This window comes from Paenibacillus sp. CMM36 (assembly GCF_053570945.1).
Genome location: NZ_JBSEDY010000002.1, coordinates 580,223 through 603,095 on the forward strand (window position 1 = coordinate 580,223; position 22,873 = coordinate 603,095).

The 22,873-nt window shown below is 43.1% G+C and carries 21 protein-coding genes; 13 read left to right on the top strand and 8 right to left on the bottom strand.

Annotated elements, in window-relative coordinates; translation table 11 throughout:
• Window positions 1–127 precede the first annotated feature (127 nt).
• Entirely contained in the window at window positions 128–856 is a 729-nt protein-coding gene (locus ACWA2B_RS06735) for an SDR family oxidoreductase (protein WP_341071411.1), read from the top strand.
• Window positions 850–1,320, top strand: a complete 471-nt coding sequence (locus ACWA2B_RS06740) for a MerR family transcriptional regulator (protein WP_449291826.1) — start codon at window positions 850–852, stop codon at window positions 1,318–1,320. The genes ACWA2B_RS06735 and ACWA2B_RS06740 overlap by 7 nt, the downstream gene beginning before the upstream one ends.
• Before the next feature lie 99 nt (window positions 1,321–1,419).
• Here ACWA2B_RS06740 and ACWA2B_RS06745 read toward each other — a convergent pair whose 3' ends face one another.
• Complete coding sequence (locus ACWA2B_RS06745) at window positions 1,420–1,977, bottom strand: GNAT family N-acetyltransferase (RefSeq protein WP_039272193.1); 558 nt, start codon at window positions 1,975–1,977, stop codon at window positions 1,420–1,422.
• Window positions 1,978–2,188: 211 nt separating this feature from the next.
• On the opposite strand from ACWA2B_RS06745, the gene ACWA2B_RS06750 reads away from it, so the two are divergent.
• Both ACWA2B_RS06750 and ACWA2B_RS06755 read left to right on the top strand, forming a co-directional pair.
• Window positions 2,189–3,319 (top strand): RDD family protein, encoded by a 1,131-nt coding sequence (locus ACWA2B_RS06750; protein WP_239645251.1) that lies wholly within the window; start codon window positions 2,189–2,191, stop codon window positions 3,317–3,319.
• Window positions 3,320–3,542: 223 nt separating this feature from the next.
• Complete coding sequence (locus ACWA2B_RS06755; RefSeq protein WP_029518873.1) at window positions 3,543–4,583, top strand: CdaR family transcriptional regulator; 1,041 nt, start codon at window positions 3,543–3,545, stop codon at window positions 4,581–4,583.
• A 127-nt stretch (window positions 4,584–4,710) separates the two neighbouring features.
• Here ACWA2B_RS06755 and ACWA2B_RS06760 read toward each other — a convergent pair whose 3' ends face one another.
• Together ACWA2B_RS06760 and ACWA2B_RS06765 are read right to left on the bottom strand one after the other, a co-directional pair.
• Window positions 4,711–5,856 (bottom strand): glycerate kinase, encoded by a 1,146-nt coding sequence (locus ACWA2B_RS06760; RefSeq protein WP_069012311.1) that lies wholly within the window; start codon window positions 5,854–5,856, stop codon window positions 4,711–4,713.
• Between the two features lie 21 nt (window positions 5,857–5,877).
• Window positions 5,878–7,173 (bottom strand): GntP family permease, encoded by a 1,296-nt coding sequence (locus ACWA2B_RS06765; protein WP_449291827.1) that lies wholly within the window; start codon window positions 7,171–7,173, stop codon window positions 5,878–5,880.
• A gap of 212 nt (window positions 7,174–7,385) precedes the next feature.
• Between ACWA2B_RS06765 and ACWA2B_RS06770 the strand changes: the two genes are divergently transcribed.
• The 4 genes from ACWA2B_RS06770 (at window position 7,386) to gnd (ending at window position 12,533) form a co-directional block, all read left to right on the top strand.
• Window positions 7,386–8,117, top strand: a complete 732-nt coding sequence (locus ACWA2B_RS06770) for a GntR family transcriptional regulator (RefSeq protein ID WP_029518875.1) — start codon at window positions 7,386–7,388, stop codon at window positions 8,115–8,117.
• Window positions 8,110–9,648 carry a gluconokinase gene (gene gntK, locus ACWA2B_RS06775; protein WP_318627776.1) on the top strand — a complete coding sequence of 513 codons (1,539 nt, stop codon included), beginning with the start codon at window positions 8,110–8,112 and terminating at the stop codon, window positions 9,646–9,648. The genes ACWA2B_RS06770 and gntK overlap by 8 nt, the downstream gene beginning before the upstream one ends.
• Window positions 9,649–9,675: 27 nt before the next feature.
• Entirely contained in the window at window positions 9,676–11,022 is a 1,347-nt protein-coding gene (locus ACWA2B_RS06780) for a GntP family permease (RefSeq protein WP_029518877.1), read from the top strand.
• 107 nt (window positions 11,023–11,129) lie between these two features.
• Window positions 11,130–12,533, top strand: a complete 1,404-nt coding sequence (gene gnd / locus ACWA2B_RS06785; protein ID WP_449291828.1) for a decarboxylating NADP(+)-dependent phosphogluconate dehydrogenase — start codon at window positions 11,130–11,132, stop codon at window positions 12,531–12,533.
• Window positions 12,534–12,729: 196 nt separating this feature from the next.
• Here gnd and ACWA2B_RS06790 read toward each other — a convergent pair whose 3' ends face one another.
• The 3 genes from ACWA2B_RS06790 to ACWA2B_RS06800 form a co-directional block, all read right to left on the bottom strand.
• Window positions 12,730–13,686: an endo-1,4-beta-xylanase gene (locus ACWA2B_RS06790; protein WP_318627778.1), complete on the bottom strand. Its 957-nt coding sequence runs from the start codon at window positions 13,684–13,686 to the stop codon at window positions 12,730–12,732.
• A 298-nt stretch (window positions 13,687–13,984) separates the two neighbouring features.
• The gene (locus ACWA2B_RS06795; RefSeq protein WP_341071412.1) at window positions 13,985–14,923 is read right to left on the bottom strand and encodes an alpha/beta hydrolase; all 939 of its coding nucleotides are present in this window, start codon (window positions 14,921–14,923) and stop codon (window positions 13,985–13,987) included.
• Between the two features lie 24 nt (window positions 14,924–14,947).
• A complete protein-coding gene (locus tag ACWA2B_RS06800; protein WP_029518881.1) occupies window positions 14,948–16,009 on the bottom strand; it encodes an LLM class flavin-dependent oxidoreductase in 1,062 nt (353 codons plus the stop codon).
• Window positions 16,010–16,326: 317 nt separating this feature from the next.
• On the opposite strand from ACWA2B_RS06800, the gene ACWA2B_RS06805 reads away from it, so the two are divergent.
• The 3 genes from ACWA2B_RS06805 to ACWA2B_RS06815 all read left to right on the top strand — a co-directional run bounded on the left by ACWA2B_RS06805 (window position 16,327) and on the right by ACWA2B_RS06815 (window position 19,119).
• Window positions 16,327–16,908, top strand: coding sequence for a TetR/AcrR family transcriptional regulator (locus ACWA2B_RS06805; protein WP_029518882.1), 582 nt, complete (start codon window positions 16,327–16,329; stop codon window positions 16,906–16,908).
• 80 nt (window positions 16,909–16,988) lie between these two features.
• A complete protein-coding gene (locus ACWA2B_RS06810; RefSeq protein WP_029518883.1) occupies window positions 16,989–17,435 on the top strand; it encodes a GNAT family N-acetyltransferase in 447 nt (148 codons plus the stop codon).
• A gap of 235 nt (window positions 17,436–17,670) precedes the next feature.
• The gene (locus ACWA2B_RS06815; protein WP_029518884.1) at window positions 17,671–19,119 is read left to right on the top strand and encodes a DEAD/DEAH box helicase; all 1,449 of its coding nucleotides are present in this window, start codon (window positions 17,671–17,673) and stop codon (window positions 19,117–19,119) included.
• 57 nt (window positions 19,120–19,176) lie between these two features.
• Here the strand turns inward: ACWA2B_RS06815 and ACWA2B_RS06820 are convergent, their stop codons facing one another.
• A complete protein-coding gene (locus ACWA2B_RS06820) occupies window positions 19,177–20,259 on the bottom strand; it encodes an elongation factor G (protein WP_449291829.1) in 1,083 nt (360 codons plus the stop codon).
• A gap of 307 nt (window positions 20,260–20,566) precedes the next feature.
• Between ACWA2B_RS06820 and ACWA2B_RS06825 the strand changes: the two genes are divergently transcribed.
• The gene (locus tag ACWA2B_RS06825) at window positions 20,567–21,157 is read left to right on the top strand and encodes an RNA polymerase sigma factor (RefSeq protein ID WP_340933745.1); all 591 of its coding nucleotides are present in this window, start codon (window positions 20,567–20,569) and stop codon (window positions 21,155–21,157) included.
• Window positions 21,118–22,185, top strand: coding sequence for a DUF4367 domain-containing protein (locus ACWA2B_RS06830; protein WP_342434668.1), 1,068 nt, complete (start codon window positions 21,118–21,120; stop codon window positions 22,183–22,185). Before ACWA2B_RS06825 ends, ACWA2B_RS06830 begins: the two co-directional genes overlap by 40 nt.
• Window positions 22,186–22,276: 91 nt before the next feature.
• Here ACWA2B_RS06830 and ACWA2B_RS06835 read toward each other — a convergent pair whose 3' ends face one another.
• Complete coding sequence (locus tag ACWA2B_RS06835) at window positions 22,277–22,852, bottom strand: histidine phosphatase family protein (protein ID WP_341071415.1); 576 nt, start codon at window positions 22,850–22,852, stop codon at window positions 22,277–22,279.
• Between the last annotated feature and the right edge of the window lie 21 nt (window positions 22,853–22,873).

Consider the following 22,873-nt stretch of genomic DNA (forward strand, 5'->3'; position numbering starts at 1 on the left):
AAAGAATGTCCAGGGCATTTCGAGCTATATTTTTGCTGGTTTTGTGTTGACTTTAAGTATACTCCAAGTAGTACATTTAAAGCATGGTGGCCGCCAAATTCAAGAATAATGAAAAGAGGAATCACTCATGACCATTGGAAAAACAGTTCTTATTACTGGGGCCAACAAAGGCATCGGGTATGAAACAGCCAGACAATTGGGGGGTATGGGTTATACAATCCTGATTGGCTCACGGAATGAGCAGAGCGGCCGGGAAGCGGTGGCTAAGTTGGCTAATGAGGGAGTAAAAGCCCGATTGATTTTGTTAGACGTGACGAATCACAGTACGATTGATTCCGCAGTCCAACAGATCAAACAAGAATTCGGTTCCCTTGATGTACTCATCAACAATGCCGGTATATCTTTGGGAGGAGCCACTCCTCCAAGTCAGTTCTCTTTAGACGATTTAAGAGAAACGTATGCAACGAACTTTTTCGGTTTGGTCGCGGTGACGCAAGCCATGCTGCCTTTATTGCAAGAATCTCCATGCGGTAGAATCGTTAATTTATCGAGTGGCCTTGGTTCGTTAACCTATAATAGCGATCCTGAGCATGAGCATGCACAATTTAATTTGCTTGCCTACAATAGCAGCAAAGCAGCGGTTAATATGTTCACCGTCACCCTTGCCAAAGAATTCAAAGACTCACCTCTCAAAATTAATTCGGCTGACCCTGGCTTTACCGCCACTGACTTAAACGGCTTTACAGGACCGGGTTCGGTACAACAGGCTGCTGCTGTCGTTGTACGTTTAGCCGCTTTAAATAATGACGGGCCGTCAGGAGGATTTTTCGACTCGAATGGAGAAGTGCCTTGGTAATCGTTACAGTGAAGGAGTGGGGTACTTTGCAGGAAATTCCGGAGACCATAACCTCTATTAGTCAAGCTGCAGAACTAACAGGCTTAACAGAGGATACCATACGCTATTATGAGCGAATTGGCTTGCTGCCTTATGCAGAACGAAGGGCTAACGGACACAGGTTCTACAGTAGAGATCAGATTCTGGGGATTATCTTTCTAACCCGATTAAAAGCCACTGGAATGACCATAGAGGAAATGAAGCATTATCGAGAACTTTCGATGCAAGGCAACAGCACCATTCCGATTAGACACTCCTTACTTGAAAAACATAATCAGAAGATTCAACAAGAAATCTCCAGACTGATGGAGACCCAAAAAATTATTGAATATAAGCTCAGCCATTATCGCGACCTCTCTACCAATCCTGATCTTAGCGACACGAATTGTAACCCTACAACCCCCAGCACCAATCCCCTTTTTTAAGGGGTTTTTTATTGCTTTATCCAAAAAGAAGGTCGATCATGTTGTACAATGATCAACCTTCTTCCTACCCATGCTCCCCCGCTTGATTCACCTCATCTATCATTTCTGAGAACGATTGATATACTCTGATTTGACCAATGCGCACATGTAAAGATCATCATATTTCCCGGACGTAAATTCATATTGGGAGAGGAGCCCTTCCTGCCGAAAGCCTGCTTTTTCGAGCAAACGCAAGGATTGTGCATTCTCTGGCTCTACTAGCGCCTGAATGCGGTTCAATGAGAGGGTATTAAACCCATAGTCGATTACAGCTGCAAGTACCTCCAACATTAACCCTTGGCCCCAATAGTCTCTGGACAATTCATAGCCCATTTCTGCCCGGTGATGACGTTGGTCCCAGTTATGAAACCCGCAAGAACCGATGATTTTACCTTCATTCGTTTGAAGAGCCCAGCGTATTCCCTGATCTGTCTCAAAAATCCGATCATACCAACTGATCTCATCCAGTACATCCTGTTCAGACTCAAACGGGCTCAGTCCATAAAACTTCATAACCTGCTCATCTGAAAAGTATTCCAACATGTCCTTGCTGTCCGTCGCTACCATTTTTCGTAATACGAGACGTTCGGTCGTTATAACCGGAAACTCACCTTTCACATTCTCACCTCTTGCTGCCTTGTTCGCTTTTGCCAGCTCTTCTTGCATACCCATACCTCCCGAGTCTATCGTTACTTTCTTCTTCCAATTATAGAGTAAATGAGAGGAAGGGATATTTATAATAATTTCTTTGTTTATAGAATGTTTTCCTAAACATGGATTGTAAAATGACCGTTAATATAAGGAGTGTGTTTTTAATTATTAAGAAGAGGTGTATTTTTTGGACGAACAGCACGTACCACACAACCCGCAGGAATCTTCAAGACAGATGTACATTCGGCATGGTCAAAATTATGGGGTAGATCCAAACAGGATGGCGGCGTTATCAAAAACATACGGGAACTCTACTCTGTTTAGACGGTGGGGAGCAACAGTTTTTGATTGCATATTTTTTTATCTTGGGTATATTTGTTTCTTTATTTCTGTCATTCAAATAACGGATAGATGGTTTTGGCCTTTAGCGATTGCATCCCGTTGTATTCTGCTTATTGCTTTCTTCAGCTATTATTTGCTTTTGGAAGGTTACACAGGCTATACGCTGGGTAAGTTCGTCTTTCGTATTAAGGTGGTTAACGGGGAAGGTAAGCCTCCTGGTTTTCTTAAATCACTCATTCGTACGCTGCTCAGGCTAATCGATACCAATCCGTTGCTAATGGGTGGGATACCTGCTGGTATCAGCGTGTTAGTAACTGCATCTAGACAACGAATTGGTGATTTAGCTGCAGGTACATATGTTGTAAAGGTACGGGATTTAGAGCCGATTAGCAAAAAGACAATGAAACGTTCGCTGTTTATATTTTTTACCGCCATAGTGATCTTGGGAGCCTCGTTTGTAAATGCTATTTTTATACTGGCAAATAGTTACGTGCCTCCTGAAGCTCCAGTGAGCAAGAAAGAGCAAAGCTATGTGAGTAAAGATGGACGATTTCAAATCACAGCCCCACTGGACTGGTCAACAGATCCGGACCGTGAAGGAAAAGCAGAGATTGCGATATTTAATCCGTACATTCAAAAGTCCGTTGTGGTACTATCCCACTCGAAAAAGCAATTGGGCAATATAACTCTCCAACAGTATGGTAAGAAAGCTGAAAATAACTTAACCAAAGAGTGGAACCTGTCCAGTGTAGGACCTGTCTCTAATACAACCATTCATGGATATCCTGCCCTTGAGTTCGCGATTAAAGGTAAAAAAGATGTGGATAAATATATCACCCACGTAGCGATTATAGAGACCGAAAAGGATTACTACCAGGTGCTAGGATATGCCCCAGCGTCTAAAGACGGCCGTTTAAAGAAAGAACTGCACGACATTATCTATAGCTTCCGCGAGGTTCGTCATTAGTCAGCGTGGCTGGCAATAAAAAGGATAGACACAAAAAGCAGGTGCTCCTTAGAGCCCTGTTTTTTTGCGTACAACGATTCTTCACATCTATGATAAAATGGACTGACATGCTCGGCGACCTGCCTTATCATATTGTTCAGATGCACAATAAATTGGAAACCCTTTCATAAAGGTAGTACATTAAGGTACACTATATCACGATAGATAAAGGAGGAATCCGGATTTGTTTCAGCTCTCCGAAAAACAAGCCCAAGACATCGTAGACAAAATGATGAAGGATATTCCATACAATATCAATATAATGAATGAACGAGGCATCATCATTGGCAGCGGCGAGAGTGAACGAATCGGAACCATTCACCAAGGCGCTGTTCAGGCGCTCGAAACCGGGAAAATGATTGAAGTGTGGCAGGACGGCCACTATGAGAAAAAGGGAACCAACGAACCGATTGTCATTCATCATGAGTTAGTTGGCGTGATTGGTATTTCAGGTAATCCTGATGAAGTGCGTCCTTTTTGCAATATTGTTAAAACTACAGTATCTCTCCTGATCGAACAGCGCATCTCATTGGAGCATCTGGCCTATGAAGCCAATCGCAAAAAATCTGTGCTGGAAATGTTATTGAATCATCAGGGAGCCTACACGCAAAAAATAAAAAAAGAAGCAGCTCAATATCACATTGATTTGCTTCTAAAAACTTCGGCTGTATATGTAAAGTATCTGCCTGCTGATCCAGCTCATTTAGCCGAGTTGTCCAATATATTCATGCAGCATCCCTCCTTTCGTATGGAGGAAGATTGTTATCTCGTCCTAATACAAAATCAGGAACCGACAGACAAACTGCTAGAGCCACTTGTGCGCAGCCATCCCGATGTGCTGATTACGGTCAGCAGACAAGAGCACAACATTGCGGATGTTTATATGCAAGCCAAGTCAGCTATGAATGTTTTACTGGCTTTGCGCCCGCCTGTGCAAAAAATTTCTTTTGCGGAAGTCGAATTTCTGGTCAAATTGAGTCAAACGAACCTGACGAACACGATCTATCTGGTGAGCAAGCTGGAGGATACCGTGGATTTGCTGGATACGCTGCGAAGCTTTATTAACCATAACGGCAGTGTCTCCTTTACGGCAGATGAATTAAACATTCACCGAAATACGCTGCAATACCGCCTGAAGCGCATCCATACCTTAACTGGTAAAGATCCCCGGAATCTCCTTCAGCTTTTTGAGCTTACGCACGGCTTATTGGCACTGTATCAATGAACAGCTGTTTCACGCCCCTGACCATACGCCAGAAATATCATGTATCCGCTCGCCGCACTCCCAATTTCTCAGTCAATCCGGCTTTAGCTAAGCTCGGGATTACAGGCGAGCGCTCGTATTATTCGGTTCACTTCTCGCTGAATTGAAGTACTCTTGCGATATTCTCGCACGTACGCTCTACGTTTTGCGGCCCTTCGGCCAGCAGCTTACCGAGCTCCGAGGCTCCCGGTACGATGCCGAACACCGCATCTATTCCTTCCTTGTACAACGTGTCGATCCCTTCCCCGATATAACCTGCAACCGCAATAACCTTTTTGCCAGACTGTTTGGCCGCCTGAGCTACTCCATAAGGAGTTTTACCGAATTTAGTCTGAAAATCAATACCGCCTTCCCCCGTCAAAACGATATCGGCCGTGGCAAGCTTTTGTTTTAAACCGGTGTATTCAATCACAATTTCAATGCCTTTTTGCAGCGCCGCTTGAGTGAAAATCAATAAGCCCGCACCCAATCCACCTGCTGCGCCTGCGCCTGGGAGATCGCGCACATCCTTGCCTAGTTGCTGCTTCACCACATCGGCATAATGGGCAAGATTGGCATCCAATTGCTGCACCATCTCCGGGGTTGCCCCTTTTTGTGGCCCGAATACTTGAGAGGCCCCATGCTCTCCGCACAGCGGATTTGTCACATCACAGGCTACAATCAGTTGTACCTGCTGCAACCGGTCATCCAGTGATGAAATATCGACACTGGCCAGCTCGCCCAGACTACCGCCACCGCGCGGAAGAGTATTGCCTGTTGCATCCAGAAATCTGGCGCCCAGTGCTTCCGCCATTCCTGTACCGCCATCATTCGTCGCGCTTCCGCCAATGCCGATGATAATTTTTCGAATTCCCTGGTTCAGACATTCACGGATTAACTCCCCTGTACCGTAGGTGGTTGTCTTTAACGGGTTCTTGTTATCCTTGTTAACCAGATGGATTCCACTGGCGGATGCCATCTCGATTGCCGCCGTGGTGCCGTCTCCCAGCAAGCCGTATGCAGCAGTTACAGGTTCTCCAAGTGGTCCTGTCACCTCAATATAACGAACCTGTCCGCCTGTCGCATCCACCAGTGACTGCACCGTTCCTTCACCGCCGTCCGCCATCGGTACGTGGACGTAATTCGCTGCTGGATAGACCTTGCGCAGTCCTTTCTCCATCGCGATACACACTTCTTTAGCCGTCATGCTTTCTTTAAAAGAATCTGGTGCCAGCACAAATGTTTTCTCTCTCATCTTCTCACCCCATTGTAAATATTAAAGTAAAAATCCATACATGAGTGTCGCTACAATTGCCATCGTCCCACCCACAATAGCTTCGTAAGGAATCAATCCCATCCGTTGTTTAATGCTCATTTTCATGCTGTCTGCCGTGACGTGAAAATAGTTGCCCTGCGGCAAGGAATCAATGACTGTAGCTCCTGTATGCACCATCACAGCTGCGGCGAGCGGGGCCGTCCCCATGTTCAGAATGGCTTCCCCAAACGAGCCTGTCGCCAAAATAACTCCCGTCGAGGTGGACGCCGTGGCGGCTGCCATCAGAATACCTGCAAGCGGTGCCAAAAATGTACCGGAAACTCCCGAAGCTTCAATCAGGCCAACCACCTGTGCAGACAAGTTGGAGGCAGAGATCAGACCGGCAATCCCGCCTGCACCGATCAAAATCAGCACAGTCGCTGTCATTTTATTTAAACCGGAGGCCGAATACTTCAGGATATTGCGCCCTTGTCCCATGGCCAGCATACCCACAATCCCGGCGATCGGCAAAATGTACATCGCATCCACCTTGAAACTCGAAAGTGCTTCAATGCCGGAGATGGAACCAATCGGGTTAATCATCAGCAAAATAACAGCTACCAGCGGGGCTACAATCGCCCGTCCCAACGCTGAATATTTCGATGTATCGACATCACTGTCCATAATATCCTGGTCGGACACCTTCACACCTTTGGTTTTCAACATAGATGCCACCAATACAGTCATGATTAAACCGCATATCGCAGGAACCACGCCCGCCAACATCACGTGGCTTAAATCCAGATTAAATCCGCGCGCCGCCGCAATCGTATTAGGATTGGGAGAGATGATGTTCCCCGCTTTTCCGCCTCCAGACAAAGCCAACAGGAGCGCCAGCTTGGAAATCCCCATTTTGTTACCGACCGACAATGCAATAGGTGCCACAATCAGCACGGCAACGGGAATAAATACACCTACCGCCGTAATAATCATCGTCGCTAAGGCTAGTGCGAGTATCGCTTTACTACCGCCAAATTTCTTTACAATAGCCTGCGCAATCGTCTCCGCCGCCCCGGATTCCATCATTACGCCTGCCAATACACCTGCGGCAAGCACACGAATGACCGTCCCCATCACACTTTGCGTACCGCTTATTAACACGCTGATCGTCTGCTCCAGATTGGCTCCGCCCAATAAAGCGCCTACAATAGCTCCCAAAAATAAAGCATAAACCGGATTCAGCTTTCTTAATATCAGAATAATTGCAATAGCCAGCCCTGCCAGAGCCCCTATCCAACTGATCGTCAATCCTTCCATCTGTCTAACCCCCCGGGCAATTTTTGATTACGCTTTCATTATATCGATTGCTGTATGTGAAAAATATTGAAGAACAGACGAAATTGATTGTGCATTTGCACAAAAAAGTCCGAACAGGCTTACAAAACAAATTTAATGAATACGCTTGCAAATTTAAAATTTAAGATTATAATACCTGTATACAAGTATACTTGATTAATTGAGAAGGTGAAATGATGGTCGAATCAGAATTCCTATATCCCTCCAAATGGCTTTTAAAAGCCTCAGCTGGTGATCGCGTAACTTCCGAGCTTAGAATGCGCATTATTTCTGGCGGGATTGAAAGCGGTACCATATTATCTGAAAATAAACTAGCTGCTGATTTCACTGTAAGTCGCTCACCCATTCGTGAAGCGTTAAAAATACTGGCATCCGAAAATATCATTCGATTAGAAAGAATGGGAGCCGTTGTTATTGGTTTATCAGAAAAAGAAATAGAAGAAATTTATGATGTCCGTCTGCTCATAGAATCCTTCGTATTTGAACGTCTTGTAAAGATGGACACTGATGATTTGGCGAAGGAACTTAGTAAAATACTCGAAATGATGAAAGTCGCCATTAAATATGGTGATGCTGATGAGTTTTCATATCAAGATGTCTTATTCCATGAAACGATTATTCGTGCAGTCAATCATTCTCATATTCTGATGATTTGGAATAATCTAAAGCCTGTTATGGAAAGTCTCATTCTTTTGTCGATGCGTATGCGTTTCAAAGAAAAGTATGAAGATTTTACACGGATTATAAACAATCACGAACTTTATATTGAAGCAATCAAAGCAAAAGATAGAGACCTCATGATCAAGTCTTTACATGAAAACTTTGATGATGTTCAAGGTAAAGTAGAAGACCTATGGATGTCACAACAAATGCTATCTAAAGGAGTCGTGCAACCAAATGACTAACTATATGTTGGGTGTAGATATCGGGACCACAAGTACGAAAGCCGTTCTATTTAGCGAAAAGGGCGAAGTCATCCAACAAGAGAATATTGGATACCCGCTTTATACACCGGACATAGCGACAGCTGAACAAAATCCAGAAGAGATATTTCAGGCTGTCCTACAGGCCATTTCGAATATCATGAAACATCACTCACAAAAAAAGCTATCGTTTGTTTCATTTAGCAGTGCCATGCATAGTGTCATTGCGATGGATGAACATGACCTCCCACTTACGTCTTGTATCACTTGGGCAGATAATCGAAGTGAAGCATGGGCACATAAAATAAAAGATGAGCTGAATGGCCATGAAGTCTATAAACGAACAGGAACACCCATTCACCCCATGTCACCCTTAACAAAAATAGCTTGGATTGTGAATGATCTTTCTGAAACCGCTGTCAAGGTTAAAAAGTATATCGGAATTAAAGAATATATTTTCAAAAAGTTCTTTGATCAATATGTAGTGGATTATTCCCTAGCTTCTGCCATGGGCATGATGAATCTAGAAAAATTAGATTGGGATGAAGAAGCATTAAAAATTGCGGGTATAACCCCTTCTCAATTATCTGAGCTCGTGCCAACAACCCAGATATTTACCAACTGTGATTCAGATTTAGCAAAAAAGATGGGGATCGATCCACAAACATCGTTTGTTATTGGAGCTAGCGATGGAGTCCTTTCTAATCTAGGTGTAAATGCGATACGAAAAGGCGAGGTTGCCGTCACAATTGGGACAAGCGGTGCCATTCGAACCATTATAGACAAGCCTCAAACAGACGAAAAGGGAAGAATATTTTGTTATGCCTTAACAGAAAAGCACTGGGTTATTGGGGGGCCGGTGAACAATGGCGGGATGGTCCTTCGCTGGATCCGTGACGAACTTGCCTCATCAGAAGTAGAAACAGCGAAAAGACTAGGAATTGATCCATATGATGTACTAACCAAGATTGCTGAACGTGTAAGACCAGGATCTGACGGATTGTTATTCCATCCATACCTGGCTGGTGAACGTGCGCCATTATGGAATCCAGATGTACGTGGCTCATTCTTCGGTTTGACGATGTCACACAAGAAAGAACATATGATTCGCGCAGCCCTAGAAGGAGTCATTTACAATTTGTACACCGTATTTTTGGCATTAACTGAATGCATGGACGGTCCCGTGACCCGAATTCAAGCTACTGGAGGCTTCGCGAGGTCAGATGTTTGGCGGCAAATGATGTCCGATATATTCGCATCTGAAGTCGTCGTTCCAGAAAGCTACGAAAGTTCTTGTCTAGGAGCTTGTATTTTAGGCTTGTATGCCACCGGAAAAATCCAGTCCTTTGAAGTCGTCTCTGAAATGGTTGGCAGTACCAACAAACATACACCAAAAGAAGAAGCAACCAAGGAATACAGGAAATTGCTGCCGATTTTCATTAACCTATCCAGAGTATTAGAAGACGATTATACACGGATTTCCAATTATCAAAGAAGCTTAATTAAACACTAAAAAGATAAAAAGCAGGGGGTAATTACAATGCCATTAGTTATCGTAGCGATTGGAATTTTAGCATTACTCGTTTTAATCATGGGCTTCAAATTGAACACCTTTATTTCATTAATCATTGTATCGTTCGGTGTCGCTCTAGCACTTGGAATGCCATTAGAGGAAATTGTCAAAACCATCGAAGCCGGATTAGGCGGAACCCTTGGTCACTTAGCGTTAATCTTTGGACTTGGAGCGATGTTAGGTAAGTTGATCGCTGATTCTGGTGGTGCTCAACGAATTGCCATGACCCTCGTAGACAAATTTGGTGAAAAAAATATTCAATGGGCGGTCGTAGCTGCTTCATTCATTATCGGTGTAGCGCTATTTTTTGAAGTAGGATTAGTATTATTAATTCCAATCGTATTTGCCATTTCAAAACAATTAAAGGTTTCTATCTTACATCTCGGTATTCCGATGATTGCAGCTTTATCCGTAACACACGGTTTCTTACCTCCACACCCAGGGCCGACAGTTATTGCCCGTGAATATGGCGCGAACCTTGGTGAGGTTTTACTTTACGGTTTCATTATTGCCATTCCAACCGTTATCTTAGCTGGACCTGTATTTACGAAGCTTGCCAAAAAACTCGTACCTGCATCATTTACGAAAACTGGTAATATTGCCTCTTTAGGTGAACAAAAAGTATTTAAGTCCGAGGAAACTCCTGGATTTGGAATCAGTGTATTTACTGCAATGCTTCCTGTCATTTTAATGTCTATTGCTACGATTATAACTTTGCTTCAAAAAACAATGGGATTTGAAGATAATAGTTTACTAGCAGCGATCCGTTTTATTGGTGATGCATCAACTTCCATGTTAATTTCCTTACTGGTAGCTGTCTACACCATGGGAATAGCAAGAAAAATCCCAATCAAAAATGTAATGGCATCTTGTACAACGGCTATTACTCATATTGGGATGATGCTCTTAATCATTGGGGGCGGCGGAGCCTTCAAACAAGTACTGATTAATGGCGGCGTAGGCGACTATGTAGCTGAATTATTCAATGGAACTACATTATCACCCATTTTACTTGCCTGGATCATCGCTGCAATCTTACGTATTTCCTTAGGTTCTGCAACTGTTGCAGCTTTAACAACCGCTGGTTTAGTTATACCGATGTTAGGACAATCCGACGTTAATCTTGCTTTAGTTGTGCTCGCCACGGGAGCGGGTAGTTTAATAGCTTCACATGTTAACGATGCTGGTTTCTGGATGTTTAAAGAGTATTTTGGTTTAAGCATGAAAGAAACATTTGCAACATGGACATTGCTTGAGACCATCATTTCGGTAGCCGGATTAGGATTTATTTTAGTACTAAGTTTATTCGTATAAACCACGATTCCCGGGCGGTAGATCCCCCACTTATTTTTCTTAGAATCTTCTAAGTTTATAAGTGAGGATCTACGGCCTATTCATTTCAAACAAAAGGAGCAGAAAAAATGTCCAACACAATTGGTGTCATTGGTTTAGGGGTAATGGGCCGTAATATCGCCTTAAACATGGCTGGTAAAGGCGAGCAAGTCGCTGTCTATAATTATACGAGGGATTTAACGGACGATCTTGTCAAAAAAAGTGAAGGTCACTCCATCCATCCCTACTACGAAATTCAAGATTTTGTCTGCTCCTTAAAAACTCCAAGGAAAATTTTCCTTATGGTAACAGCGGGCAAACCGGTTGATTCGGTAATAGGTACATTAGTACCCTTCCTTGAAGCAGGCGATGTGATCATGGACGGTGGTAACTCCCATTACAAAGATACGGAACGTAGATATGATGAATTGAAGTCAAAAGGAATCGGTTATTTAGGAATCGGTATTTCCGGCGGCGAAGTTGGGGCTTTACATGGACCTTCAATCATGCCTGGTGGAGATAAAGACGTATATGAAAAAGCAGCTCCTATTCTAACAAAAATAGCAGCCCAAGTGGGCGGAGATCCTTGCTGTGTTTATATGGGTCCAAAAGGATCCGGCCACTTTGTAAAAATGGTACATAACGGAATCGAGTACGCAGATATGCAATTAATCGCAGAAACCTATACATTTTTAAGAAAAAGGTTACGTTTATCTGTGAATGAAATTGCTGATATCTTTGAAATATGGAATCAAGGGGAACTGAAAAGTTATTTAATCCAAATCACAGCAGAGATTTTACGGAAAAAGGATGATGTAACAGGCTTACCATTAATCGATGTGATTCTGGATAAAACGGGGCAAAAAGGCACAGGTAAATGGACAAGTATTCAAGCAATTGATCATGGAATCCCATCATCCATTATTACAGAGTCATTGTTTGCCCGTTACATCTCCTCTTTAAAAGAGGAACGAGTTTATGCAGAAAATATCCTGACAGGCCCAGAGATTGATCAGCGAAGTTTAGATAAAAATGTGTGGATTGAGTACATTAGACAAGCTTTTTATATGGGTAAAATTTGTGCCTACGCGCAAGGATTTATACAATATAAAATGACTTCTGAGCTTTACGGATGGAATTTACCTTTACAGGATATTGCCCTTATTTTCCGTGGTGGTTGCATCATTCGTGCCAAATTCTTAAATGTAATAAGCGAAACATATCAAGAACAGCCGAATTTGGCTAATCTCTTAATCGCCCCGTATTTTGCTGAAAAGGTTAAAGAGTATCAATTGGGATTGCGAAAAGTAGTCTGTGAGGGTATTAATTCTGGTATTTCGTTTCCATGTTTAAGTGCTTCACTTACTTATTTCGATAGTTACCGGACAGGCATTTCAAATGCTAACCTTTTGCAAGCACAAAGGGATTATTTTGGTGCCCATACTTATGAACGAAGTGATGCAGCAGGGTCCTTTCATACAAACTGGCAGTGATCGATAGTGGTAGTAAATCTCCAGTGCCCTAATGAAGTGGTTCCTTCCCTTCATTAGGGCACTCCTCGTTTAAGCTAAATAAAAAGAAGCCTTGGGCGTATAACATTTCAGCCAAGACTTCTTCAAATAAACATCTACCCAGCCCAGACATTTGGCAAAAGTTTGCATCTGTTGGGGTTTAAGTGCCACCCATAGCTTATCTTTGCAGATATTGTCTCAGCCATTGGAGCGCGGGACGTTCCGTGCCGTTAGAGTTCAGCAGATGTGTGTTCGGCTTCCAAGTTTGTCCCTGGATATACCCCCAGAGCGTAACTCCCTTCACCGCAGAATGCTTCCATAATACCGGAAATTTCTCCTTGTATCTGGCAAGCTGGGTGTTGTCGTCGCCAGTTATATCCAGCTCCGACACATAGATTGGCAATCCTGTTGCCGCCAGCTTGTTCAGTACAGTGTTCATCGTGTTAACTGAAACAGTGTCCATGCTAAACTGGTGGCATTGGATACCAATTCCGTCAATCAGGCCTCTGCTCTTGAGCTGATTAATAATATTGACATATTGGTCGGTTAACGAAGGATCATTGATAATTCCATATTCATTGATCAGCAGCTTAGCATTGGGGAAGGCTTGTCTGGCCTGTTGGAACGACCATATGACCCAATCCCATCCGGTCGACCCGTCACCACCAATGGCATTGCGATAGGACGGCTTCTGATGCAGCGGCTCATTCACCACATCTACAAACTCCGCATTCGGATAGCGTTGACCTGCTGCTTTAATCCACTGAGTCACTTCCGCTTTCTGATCAGCAGCCGACAGCCCCCTAACCCAACCTGGCTCCTGGGCACCCCATACCAACGTATGGAACTTGAACGGGAAGCCATTGCTACGGGCATAATTGTAGGCGGTATCGGCCTGTGACCAGTTCATGTTGTTACGGTTGCCTTCAACCGATTCCCACTTAGTCGAGTTTTCCGGCGTCACTTGATTCCAGTATGTCCCGTAACTAGGAGGGACACTGCCCGCAATGACATTCCCCAGGAATTTGCTACCGTTCGCCATACTGGCACTAGCCGGGTTTATCAGAACTGATGATAACAACACACCCGCCAACGCCAAGCCGCTTACCAACTTGCCCACTTTAAATTTCGACATACAATCTCCTCCTCATACGTATAGTTTTTTAATATTCCTACTCTTAAATAAATCGCTTACATTTCCAATTATAAGAATGTAAGGTTATTATCTGCTACATGTAAAAGTAAAGATTTTACCCGAAAAACTTTACATCATTGCGGGGCGACTGAAAACCTGGTGCTCCTTTATCCCAAACAACTCCGAAATGACAAAAAAAGGTTGATGCAAAAAGTGATATGCTCCCCTTACAGTAGCAAGTTTTAACCTGCCTACTCTTTTGGGAACATATCACTTTGGAGACTGCCTATTTAATAGTTTAAGGATTAAGGGCTCTTGCAATTGCGTCTACATAACTTTGGCTAGCACGTTGGCTTACTTCTGCTTGTGGAACTATTCCCTCAAAATTGTGGAATGTGCCGGGATACAGATGGAATTCGACGTCCACCCCCGCTTGGGCAAGGCGTCCCACATATTCGATCGTCTCATCTCGGAATAGATCGAGCTGGCCTACGCACGTATAAGCCGGCGGCAGGCCAGCCAAGCTTTCTGCTCTCGACGGCACCGCATATGGGGACACCTCGCTATCTTCGGTACGATTGCCTAAGTACATGTTCCAGGCCGCCAAGTTGTTCTTCCGGTTCCATGGTGCGTTATCGGCCGTAATTTCATGACTTGACGCCGTAATACTGCGGTCATCGATCATCGGATACAGCGGCATTTGGAAAATGAGGGCTGGCCCACCTTTGTCACGAGCCATTAAAGCAAGTGCTGCGGTCAGCCCGCCGCCCCCACTTGCTCCTGCAATGGCGACCCGATCTAAGTCAATGCCCAGCAGCTCCGCTTCGTCGGTCATCCACGTCAAAGCGGCATAACAGTCATCGATGGCAGCCGGGTAGGGATGCTCAGGAGCAAGTCGGTAATCGACCGATACGACGACGCATTTGGCCGCCTGCACGAAGCGTTCGCACAAAGCATCGTCCATATCAGGATGGCCCATCACATAGCCTCCCCCGTGAATCCACAGCATGGCCGGAAGCCTAACGTCAGTTCGCTGAGCAGGTTCGTAGATTTTGACTAATATCTCGCCTGCTACACTCGGAATCATCCGGCTTGTCGTGCGTACGTGCTCCGACTGCTCAATAGGAGGACTAGACAAATAGCTTCTGCTCAGCTCTAAATTCTCTTCCAGTTGAAAACCAGGAAATTGTGCGATTACTGCCCTTAATTCTGGTAATAAACGATTTTCAAAATCCATGCAAATCACTCCTATGTTTGGTTTTTACAATCTTTTCTCCGTCTCCGCTTCCCACTTGGCTATTTCCTTCCGAACTCGGGGTGCTACCTCTGTTCCTAGCAGCTCAATGGCTCTCATCACTTCGGCATGCGGCATCGTGCTTAACGGAACATACAACATAAAGCGAGTAACACCTACATGTTTGCGAAGGTGAATGATCTTCTGGGCAACAGTCTCTGGATCGCCGACATACAGCGCACCTTCAAAGCTGCGCGCGGCATCGTAGCTAGAACGATCATAATGTGCCCAGCCCCGCTCCCTGCCCAATCTATTCATACCTGCCATCGTAGAAGGGAAATATGTATCTGCAGCTTGCTCATTATTCTCTCCGACAAATCCTATCGAGTGCGACCCAACCCTAAGCTTTGATTCCTCATGACCGGCGTGCGCTGCTGCCTTCTTATAAAGCTGGACAAGTGGTGCAAAATTTACCGGATTCCCGCCAATGATCGCGAGTATCAAGGGCAGTCCTAACAGACCTGCCCGGATAGCAGAATCCTGCCTGCCCCCGCTGCCAACCCATATGGGTAAAGGATTCTGAACCGGCCGTGGATACACACCCAAATTGTTAATTGCTGGCCGATGTCCGCCTTTCCAGGTTACTTTTTCGGACTCCCGTATTTTAAGGAGCAATTCCAAATGTTGTTCAAACAGCTCATCATAGTCTTCCAAGTCATAGCCGAACAGTGGAAAAGATTCAATAAAGGAACCTCGACCCGCCATAATCTCCGCACGTCCATTCGAAATACCATCCAGCGTAGCAAAATCCTGAAAAACGCGAACGGGATCAGCTGAAGAAAGCACTGTCACTGCACTGGTCAGCCGAATCCGTTTCGTCTGCGCTGCAGCCGCTGACAGCACAACTGCTGGTGAAGATGCAGAATAATCCTTCCGATGATGCTCACCTACACCAAACACATCAAGCCCCACTTGATCAGCAAGGATAATTTCCTCGACAACTTCGCGCAATCGCTGTGCGTGACTTATCACTTCACCTGTCTGAACGTCGGGCTTTGTTTCTACAAACGAAGTAATACCTATCTCCATCGTCCATCTCTCCTATTCTAATAGCTTTCTTTGTATGTTAATTAAATATCGGTAAAATATCATACCGATCGGTAAAATATTTTTCCCAGTAAATATAACTCATTAAAAAGAGTACTGTCAATAAATATAGTAAAAATCTTTGATTTATCCTCATACTGATATCTCCTTGGTGCGATAAACCAATCTGCATTTGACAATATAACGGGCTAATTATAAGATAATAACATACTAACTGGTACGCAAATAAAGACCCCTAACAATTATGATCAGAGTCATGGAATTAAGAATAAAATTACGAACAATGAGAGGTATTGATTATGGGACGAATCCGCGAATTTGACGAAGATAAAGTATTAGATGCAGCTATGCAAATATTTTGGGAGAAGGGATATGAAGCTACCTCATTGAGTGATTTAACTTCCAGAATGGAAATTCAACGACCCAGTATATATTCCACTTTTGGAGGCAAAAAAGAATTGTTCGAAGCTGCGCTGCGCAAATACATGATGTCCCGTGCTTCTCTGATCCGAACCAAACTTCAAAGCAATCCATCTGTAAAAGAAGCATTTCGGACTTTCTTTGAAGGTGTGGTCGATGAGGAATATGCGGAAAATCCTAGAAAAGGATGCTTTTGCATTAATACAATGGTTGAACTTGCGCCCCATGATGAGAAGTTTGAAATTCTTACAAGGGAGCATCAAATGTACCTAGCGGTTATATTTCAAGAAACCATTGAAAGAGGTATACAATCAGGTGAGCTTGAGATCGGGCTCAATGCGAAGGCTGTATCACAGGCGCTAGTCGTATCGTTAATTGGACTGACCGTAATGATAAAGTCTCGTCCAGAACGATCATTTATTGATAACACGATAGAGGTGACACTTACACTTCTTAAGTAATTCGGAATGAATTCAGTTTTGAATATATATGCTTTATTATGTATAATAATTCAAAACTAATAAAAAAGGGAGTGCATCTAATGTCATTTTTAATAAGGAACGCTAAGCCTGATGATTTAAACAGTTTAACCGAGTTAATGTATGAATACATCGTTGGTTTTTATCAAAACCCTAGGCCACCTATCGAAAAAATCCATAATTTGATACACACCCTTTTTGAGCAGCAAAGCGGTATACAATTTGTGGCGGAACAAAATGGAGAATTAATCGGCTTTGCTACATTATTCTTTACCTTTAGCACGATGAAAGCAGACAAAGTCACTGTTATGAACGATCTATTTGTATTGGAACCATTTAGAGATACAGAAGTAGAAACACAGCTTTTTTTAGAATGTCAAAAATACTCACGAAATCAAGGCTATGCTCATATGGCCTGGATAACTTCTACCGAGAATAAACGCGCTCAAATTTTCTTTAAAAAGATGGATGCTGTCCAAGGGAGAGATTGGGTTCACTTTTCATCGTAACAATACTTTTGATACGATTTTCCGCGCTAACGGCAGTTCAAAGGGCACCCGATTGGGTGCCCTTTGTTCGTAACACATGTTTTCACGCATGCGGATATGGAAACATGCTGATACCCATGCCTTCATGGCCTCCCTTTGCTGTCTGGATATAGAGTATACTAGATGAGTATAAGTTCGATACACGATGACATTATATATGTAATGGTATTCAAATACAGCGCAGAAGAGGTTGAAAATGAGTCAGAAGCATTTTACAGATTACGCATTAAGTGAAGAAATTGTAAGAGCGCTGAATAGCCTGGGCTATGAGACGCCAACAGAGATTCAGACGGAAGTCATTCCTGTGGCGCTTGAAAAGAAGGATCTTGTCGCCAAATCGCAAACAGGTAGCGGCAAAACAGCAGCATACGGCATTCCAATCTGTGAGCTAGTAGATTGGAATGAGAATAAGCCCCAAGCTTTAATCCTGACGCCAACCCGTGAACTCGCGTTACAGGTCACCGAAGACATCACGAATATTGGACGCTTTAAGCGGATCAAAGCAACACCCCTTTATGGGAAACATCCTTTTCATATCCAAAAGGCTGAGTTAAAACAAAGGACGCATGTGGCTGTAGGTACGCCAGGACGTGTACTGGATCATATTGAACGAGGGACGTTACCGTTAGATCGGATTGCCTATCTCGTGATTGATGAAGCTGATGAGATGCTGAATATGGGCTTTATCGAGCAAGTTCAGTCGATTATTCAAGCGCTGCCTAGTGATCGGGTTACCATGTTATTCTCCGCTACCTTCCCTGAGGACGTAGCCACACTGTCACGTAAATATATGAAAGATCCTGTTAGAATTGAGATTAAAGCGACTGGTATAACGACCGCTACAATTGATCACTCTCTTATTCAGGTGAAGGAGTCAGACAAGCTGGCACTACTGCAAGATCTGCTCATTGTTGAGAATCCTGACAGCTGCATTATTTTCTGTCGTACGCAGGAGAATGTAGATACATTATTCAGGGCATTGGCTGATCTTGAATATCCATGTGATCGCATTCATGGTGGCATGGAGCAAGACGAGCGATTTGAGGTAATGAATGCATTCAGAAGGGGTCAATTTCGTTACTTGATTGCAACAGATGTTGCCGCACGAGGAATTGATATCACGAATATCACCCATGTCATTAACTACGATATTCCCCTTGAGAAGGAAAGCTATGTTCACCGCACAGGACGTACGGGACGTGCTGGCAAAACGGGGAAGGCCATTTCCCTCATCACTCCTAAGGATGGCCGAAGATTAGCTGATATCGAAGCATATATTGGATTCGCGATTCCGCAGGTAAAGGCTCCCTCAGAAGAGGCTGTTGACCTCCGTAGAGAAGATTTTGAGCAAAAACTGCATGTAAAAACCGCACTCAAAAAAGATAAGCGCGAGCAATTAAACCAACAGATTATGAAGCTGAACTTTAACGGCGGTAAGAAGAAAAAACTTAGAGCTGTCGACTTCGTGGGGACCATCGCTAAGCTTGACGGGGTCAACGCAGATGATATCGGGATTATTACGATTTTGGATAATGTGACAGATGTCGAGATTCTGAATGGCAAAGGTCCATTGGTACTTGAAATTATGAAGAATACAACCGTAAAGGGTAAGCTGTTAAAGGTACGCAAAGGGAATAATAAGTAGATGTATGCTGCATAAAAGAAGGTGAGGCAACCCCGCCCGTACAGCCGATAGTTTTCGTTAACTAACGGGCGGGATTGCCGAGTTTACCTCTTGATCGTTTAATTCATCTTTCCATTTATCGATATCATAAATCACTTTAAATTTTTCTGTTAACTGAGTATCATCTTCAATTGGCACAAAGCTGTTTAATTCTATATGGAAGTCCGAAACATCTTTTTTATGGTCATACATCTCTCCTAGGATATCGATAATTGAGGAAAGTCTAGATTTAAATGATAACTTATAGTCATCTTCGTCCTTGAGTATACATCGATTTTCTACCCCTCTAAAAAAGGAGTTCTCTTCAAAATATAGCTTGTTACAGGTCATTTGGATCTGCATCAATGGTTCGCATATTTGCCAATCCGCTTGCTGCATAGCGGTTCTGAGTGATATATGTGCTCCACTAATGTAATAATAATCCCGATAAAAACACATTGAACAAGAAGCCTTCATCATTTTAATTTTTGAATCTACAGCAGGGTACCCTAATACAAATCCTTCAGCTAACAATTTCCTGGAAAAGTAATCTAACGATTTTACGAATAATTGGTATCCATGCTCCTTACCTTCCTCATCATCTTTATGACAGCAGTAATGAATAATATCTTCATTCACTTGTTTATTTTCATATTGATATCCCATCCCAGCCTCTAAATGACCAATATGAATTTCGACTCCTGCAAATAAGTCATTTAAACTTGTTATTCTGGAATGATTGCCTTTCAAATTTATGTTCAAGTCAGCAGTACATTCTCTATAAAGTATGCAGGTGTCTTTGATATTCAGGTTTATATCTTGTCTTTTCATAAAATCAGCGATTCTCTTGAGATGCAAGTAATCAATTCCTATAAAAATTATTTTCTCATATTCAATAGCCCCAGCAGCAGATTGGTTAAAATGAACAGCAATACAAACATCCTCATCGTATGCTATTAATGTCTCAATACTCTCAGCCACCCTATTCCGTAGCGCAACTTGTCGAGGAAATGGCATGGTTAATCCAATGTATTTTGATTCTAGGTTAGGCAGCAGCTTCATTTGATCATGAAGGTAAAGCATCACATTATCAAAATTATATTTCTTAGCACTTACATTCATTAGAAACCGTATCCTCTCCTATTTATTTACGAGATGGCCCCAAAGCGTCCTCATAAGGCTTTTTATGAAGAATTCCGTAGACCTCCTTCTTATCAATATCTTAATTTCATTTTAACACCCCCCACTTCCACAATATACCTTTAACTCTATAAAACTAACTACGTGAGTGATTATTGTTCTGCTTTATCGTACTCTCTTAGAGAGTAGATTTAATACTAAAAAAATTTAGAAAAGGTGTCCCTTTCGGTCATCTTCATTTGTTATACAGGTATAGTTTTCTTTTTGATCAGAGGAGGTGCCTAAATTTTTGAATGAGGAAATCGAATACAAAATCAAACGAGTTCAAGCTGGCGAAATCCAGGATTACGCCTACATTGTGAAGGAGTATCAGCGTCAGATATTTGTGTATTGCTGGCGGCTATTAGGAAGTGAGCATGAGGCAGAAGAAGCCGTACAGGATATTTTGGTCAAAGCTTTTGAAAAAATTAACATGTACAAACTGACAATGGGCTTCTCCTCCTGGCTGTATAAAATGGCCTATCATCACTGCCTGAACTTGATTCGCAGGAAGAATCTACAGCGCAAATTTAAGATTACCCTGTTCACCTCAACTAATATGACTTCAGACAGTGCTGCGCAGGTTTTGGAACGTCAGCTTTTCAGTGAACCGCTGAGCCGGGCATTAGACCAACTGAATGCAGAAGAACGAAACCTATTGGTGCTGCGCATTTTTGAAGAAAAAACGTTTGGAGAAATCGGGGAAATTATGAACAAGAGCGAGGAAGCTATCAAGAAAAAATACGGCAGAACAAAAACAAAGCTCAAAAAAATGATGGAACCCATAAAGGAGGACCCGAAATGCGTGAATTACAAGGCAGAAATCAGGAACAAAATCTGAAATACACCGATCCAAAAGACAAAGACTTAAAAAACATGGACAAGCTGACAGAACCAGAAAGTGTCCTAAAAATCCAAGCTTTTGACGTTTCTGACAAAGTGATGGAACAGGTCTACCAAAAGGTGACGCCCAAAAAGGGGTTCATTGTAAAAATGCGTCTTCAACCGCGCATTACCGCTCCCATTATGGTCTTACTTTTTGTGTTAGGGGCTTCTGTGACCGGATACGCCGCTTCGCAATATCTTGAATTCCGCAACAGTAAGGGCGACGTTGTATTAAATACCGCCAAAACACCTGCCGAAACGGACGCCTCGAAAACGTATACCTCCACCTACGCACAGTGGAACGAAAAAGTGAAAGATCGCTTGCAGCCCGGAGAGTATGCTGCCTATTACGTCAAGGACGATTCTATGAATCAGAACAACCTATCTAATCCGGCCCTGTTTGCGTACAAGCCAGCTGAACTTTCAAGTTTCAACAGCTTACAAGATGAAATCAAGCGAACTGAGGCTCCATTATTCAGCAACCCCACTCATCTACCAGATGGCTATCAGTTTGAATTCGGATACGTCTATCCAGGCGCTGCATATCCTAGGATGATGGATAAAAAGGAATATCGAGCTTTAACCGATAAACTGATGCAACAGGCCCAAGCTGCACCGGAGGGTGAACATCTGTTTATTCAAAAGCTGAGCTGGGACAAGTCAGACACCTCCTTTGCCCGGTATGCGAGAGGAAACGACTATGTAAACATTACCGTCACCAAATACACTCCTGAAGTCACAAAGACAACCATCATGCAAAATGAACAGGATTCGGCTGAGCAACTGACAATTAAAGGAACCAAGGCCTATTACATCAGGGCAAGCAAAACAAGCAATCCCTTGGAGGCCGGAAAAAACCGACTGGGCTGGCTTGATGAAAAAAGACGGTTACACTTCAACATATCTGATAACCAGGACAGTCCACTGACCAAGGAAGACCTGGTAAAAATAGCCGAGGATTTGCTTAACGGTTCACCGCAATAGCTATAAAAGAAAAGCTTTGAAGAGAGACCATCCTTTTTTAGGGGTGGTCTCTTTTTGGAGAATAGTCCTTATACCTTTTCCTCACAAACTATTACGGCATGTTCCACAATCTTTTCACCTCAACTAATTCCTGATCATTGAATTCCATTCTGTATACGTCTGGCTTGGATGTGTGTAGTAAAAAATCCAAATCGTACTGCTTGTCATAATACCCCATCATTAAAGTCATTACAGCTCCATGAGTGCCTAATGCGACTTTCCGTCCTCGGTAGATTTTTAGCAATTCCTTTAAGACTGTTATACTTCGATTCTGACAAACTGCATTAGACTCTCCTCCCGTTAAAGCAAAGTTGGGATCAGAAAATGACTTATCTAACAAAGGGAATAATTCATCATCAGGCATTCGGTTGTCTTCATTCAAAAAAATTCTTTCTTTAAAATCCTCGAGTATTAAAACTTCTTGTCCTGAGCATTGAGCTAATTCTTGAATGGTTAGGATTGCCCGTTGATATGGACTTGAAACGAAAACCTCGATCCCCTCTCCTCTCAATAACTCAGTTATTTGAAAAGCATCTGACTTACCTTTATCAGTCAAACCTCTTGTTCTTTCATTTCCTTCCGTCTTTGGTGATTCGCCATGTCTCACCATGTAAATGAAAGTTTTCATATTAACCTCCACGGATCACCC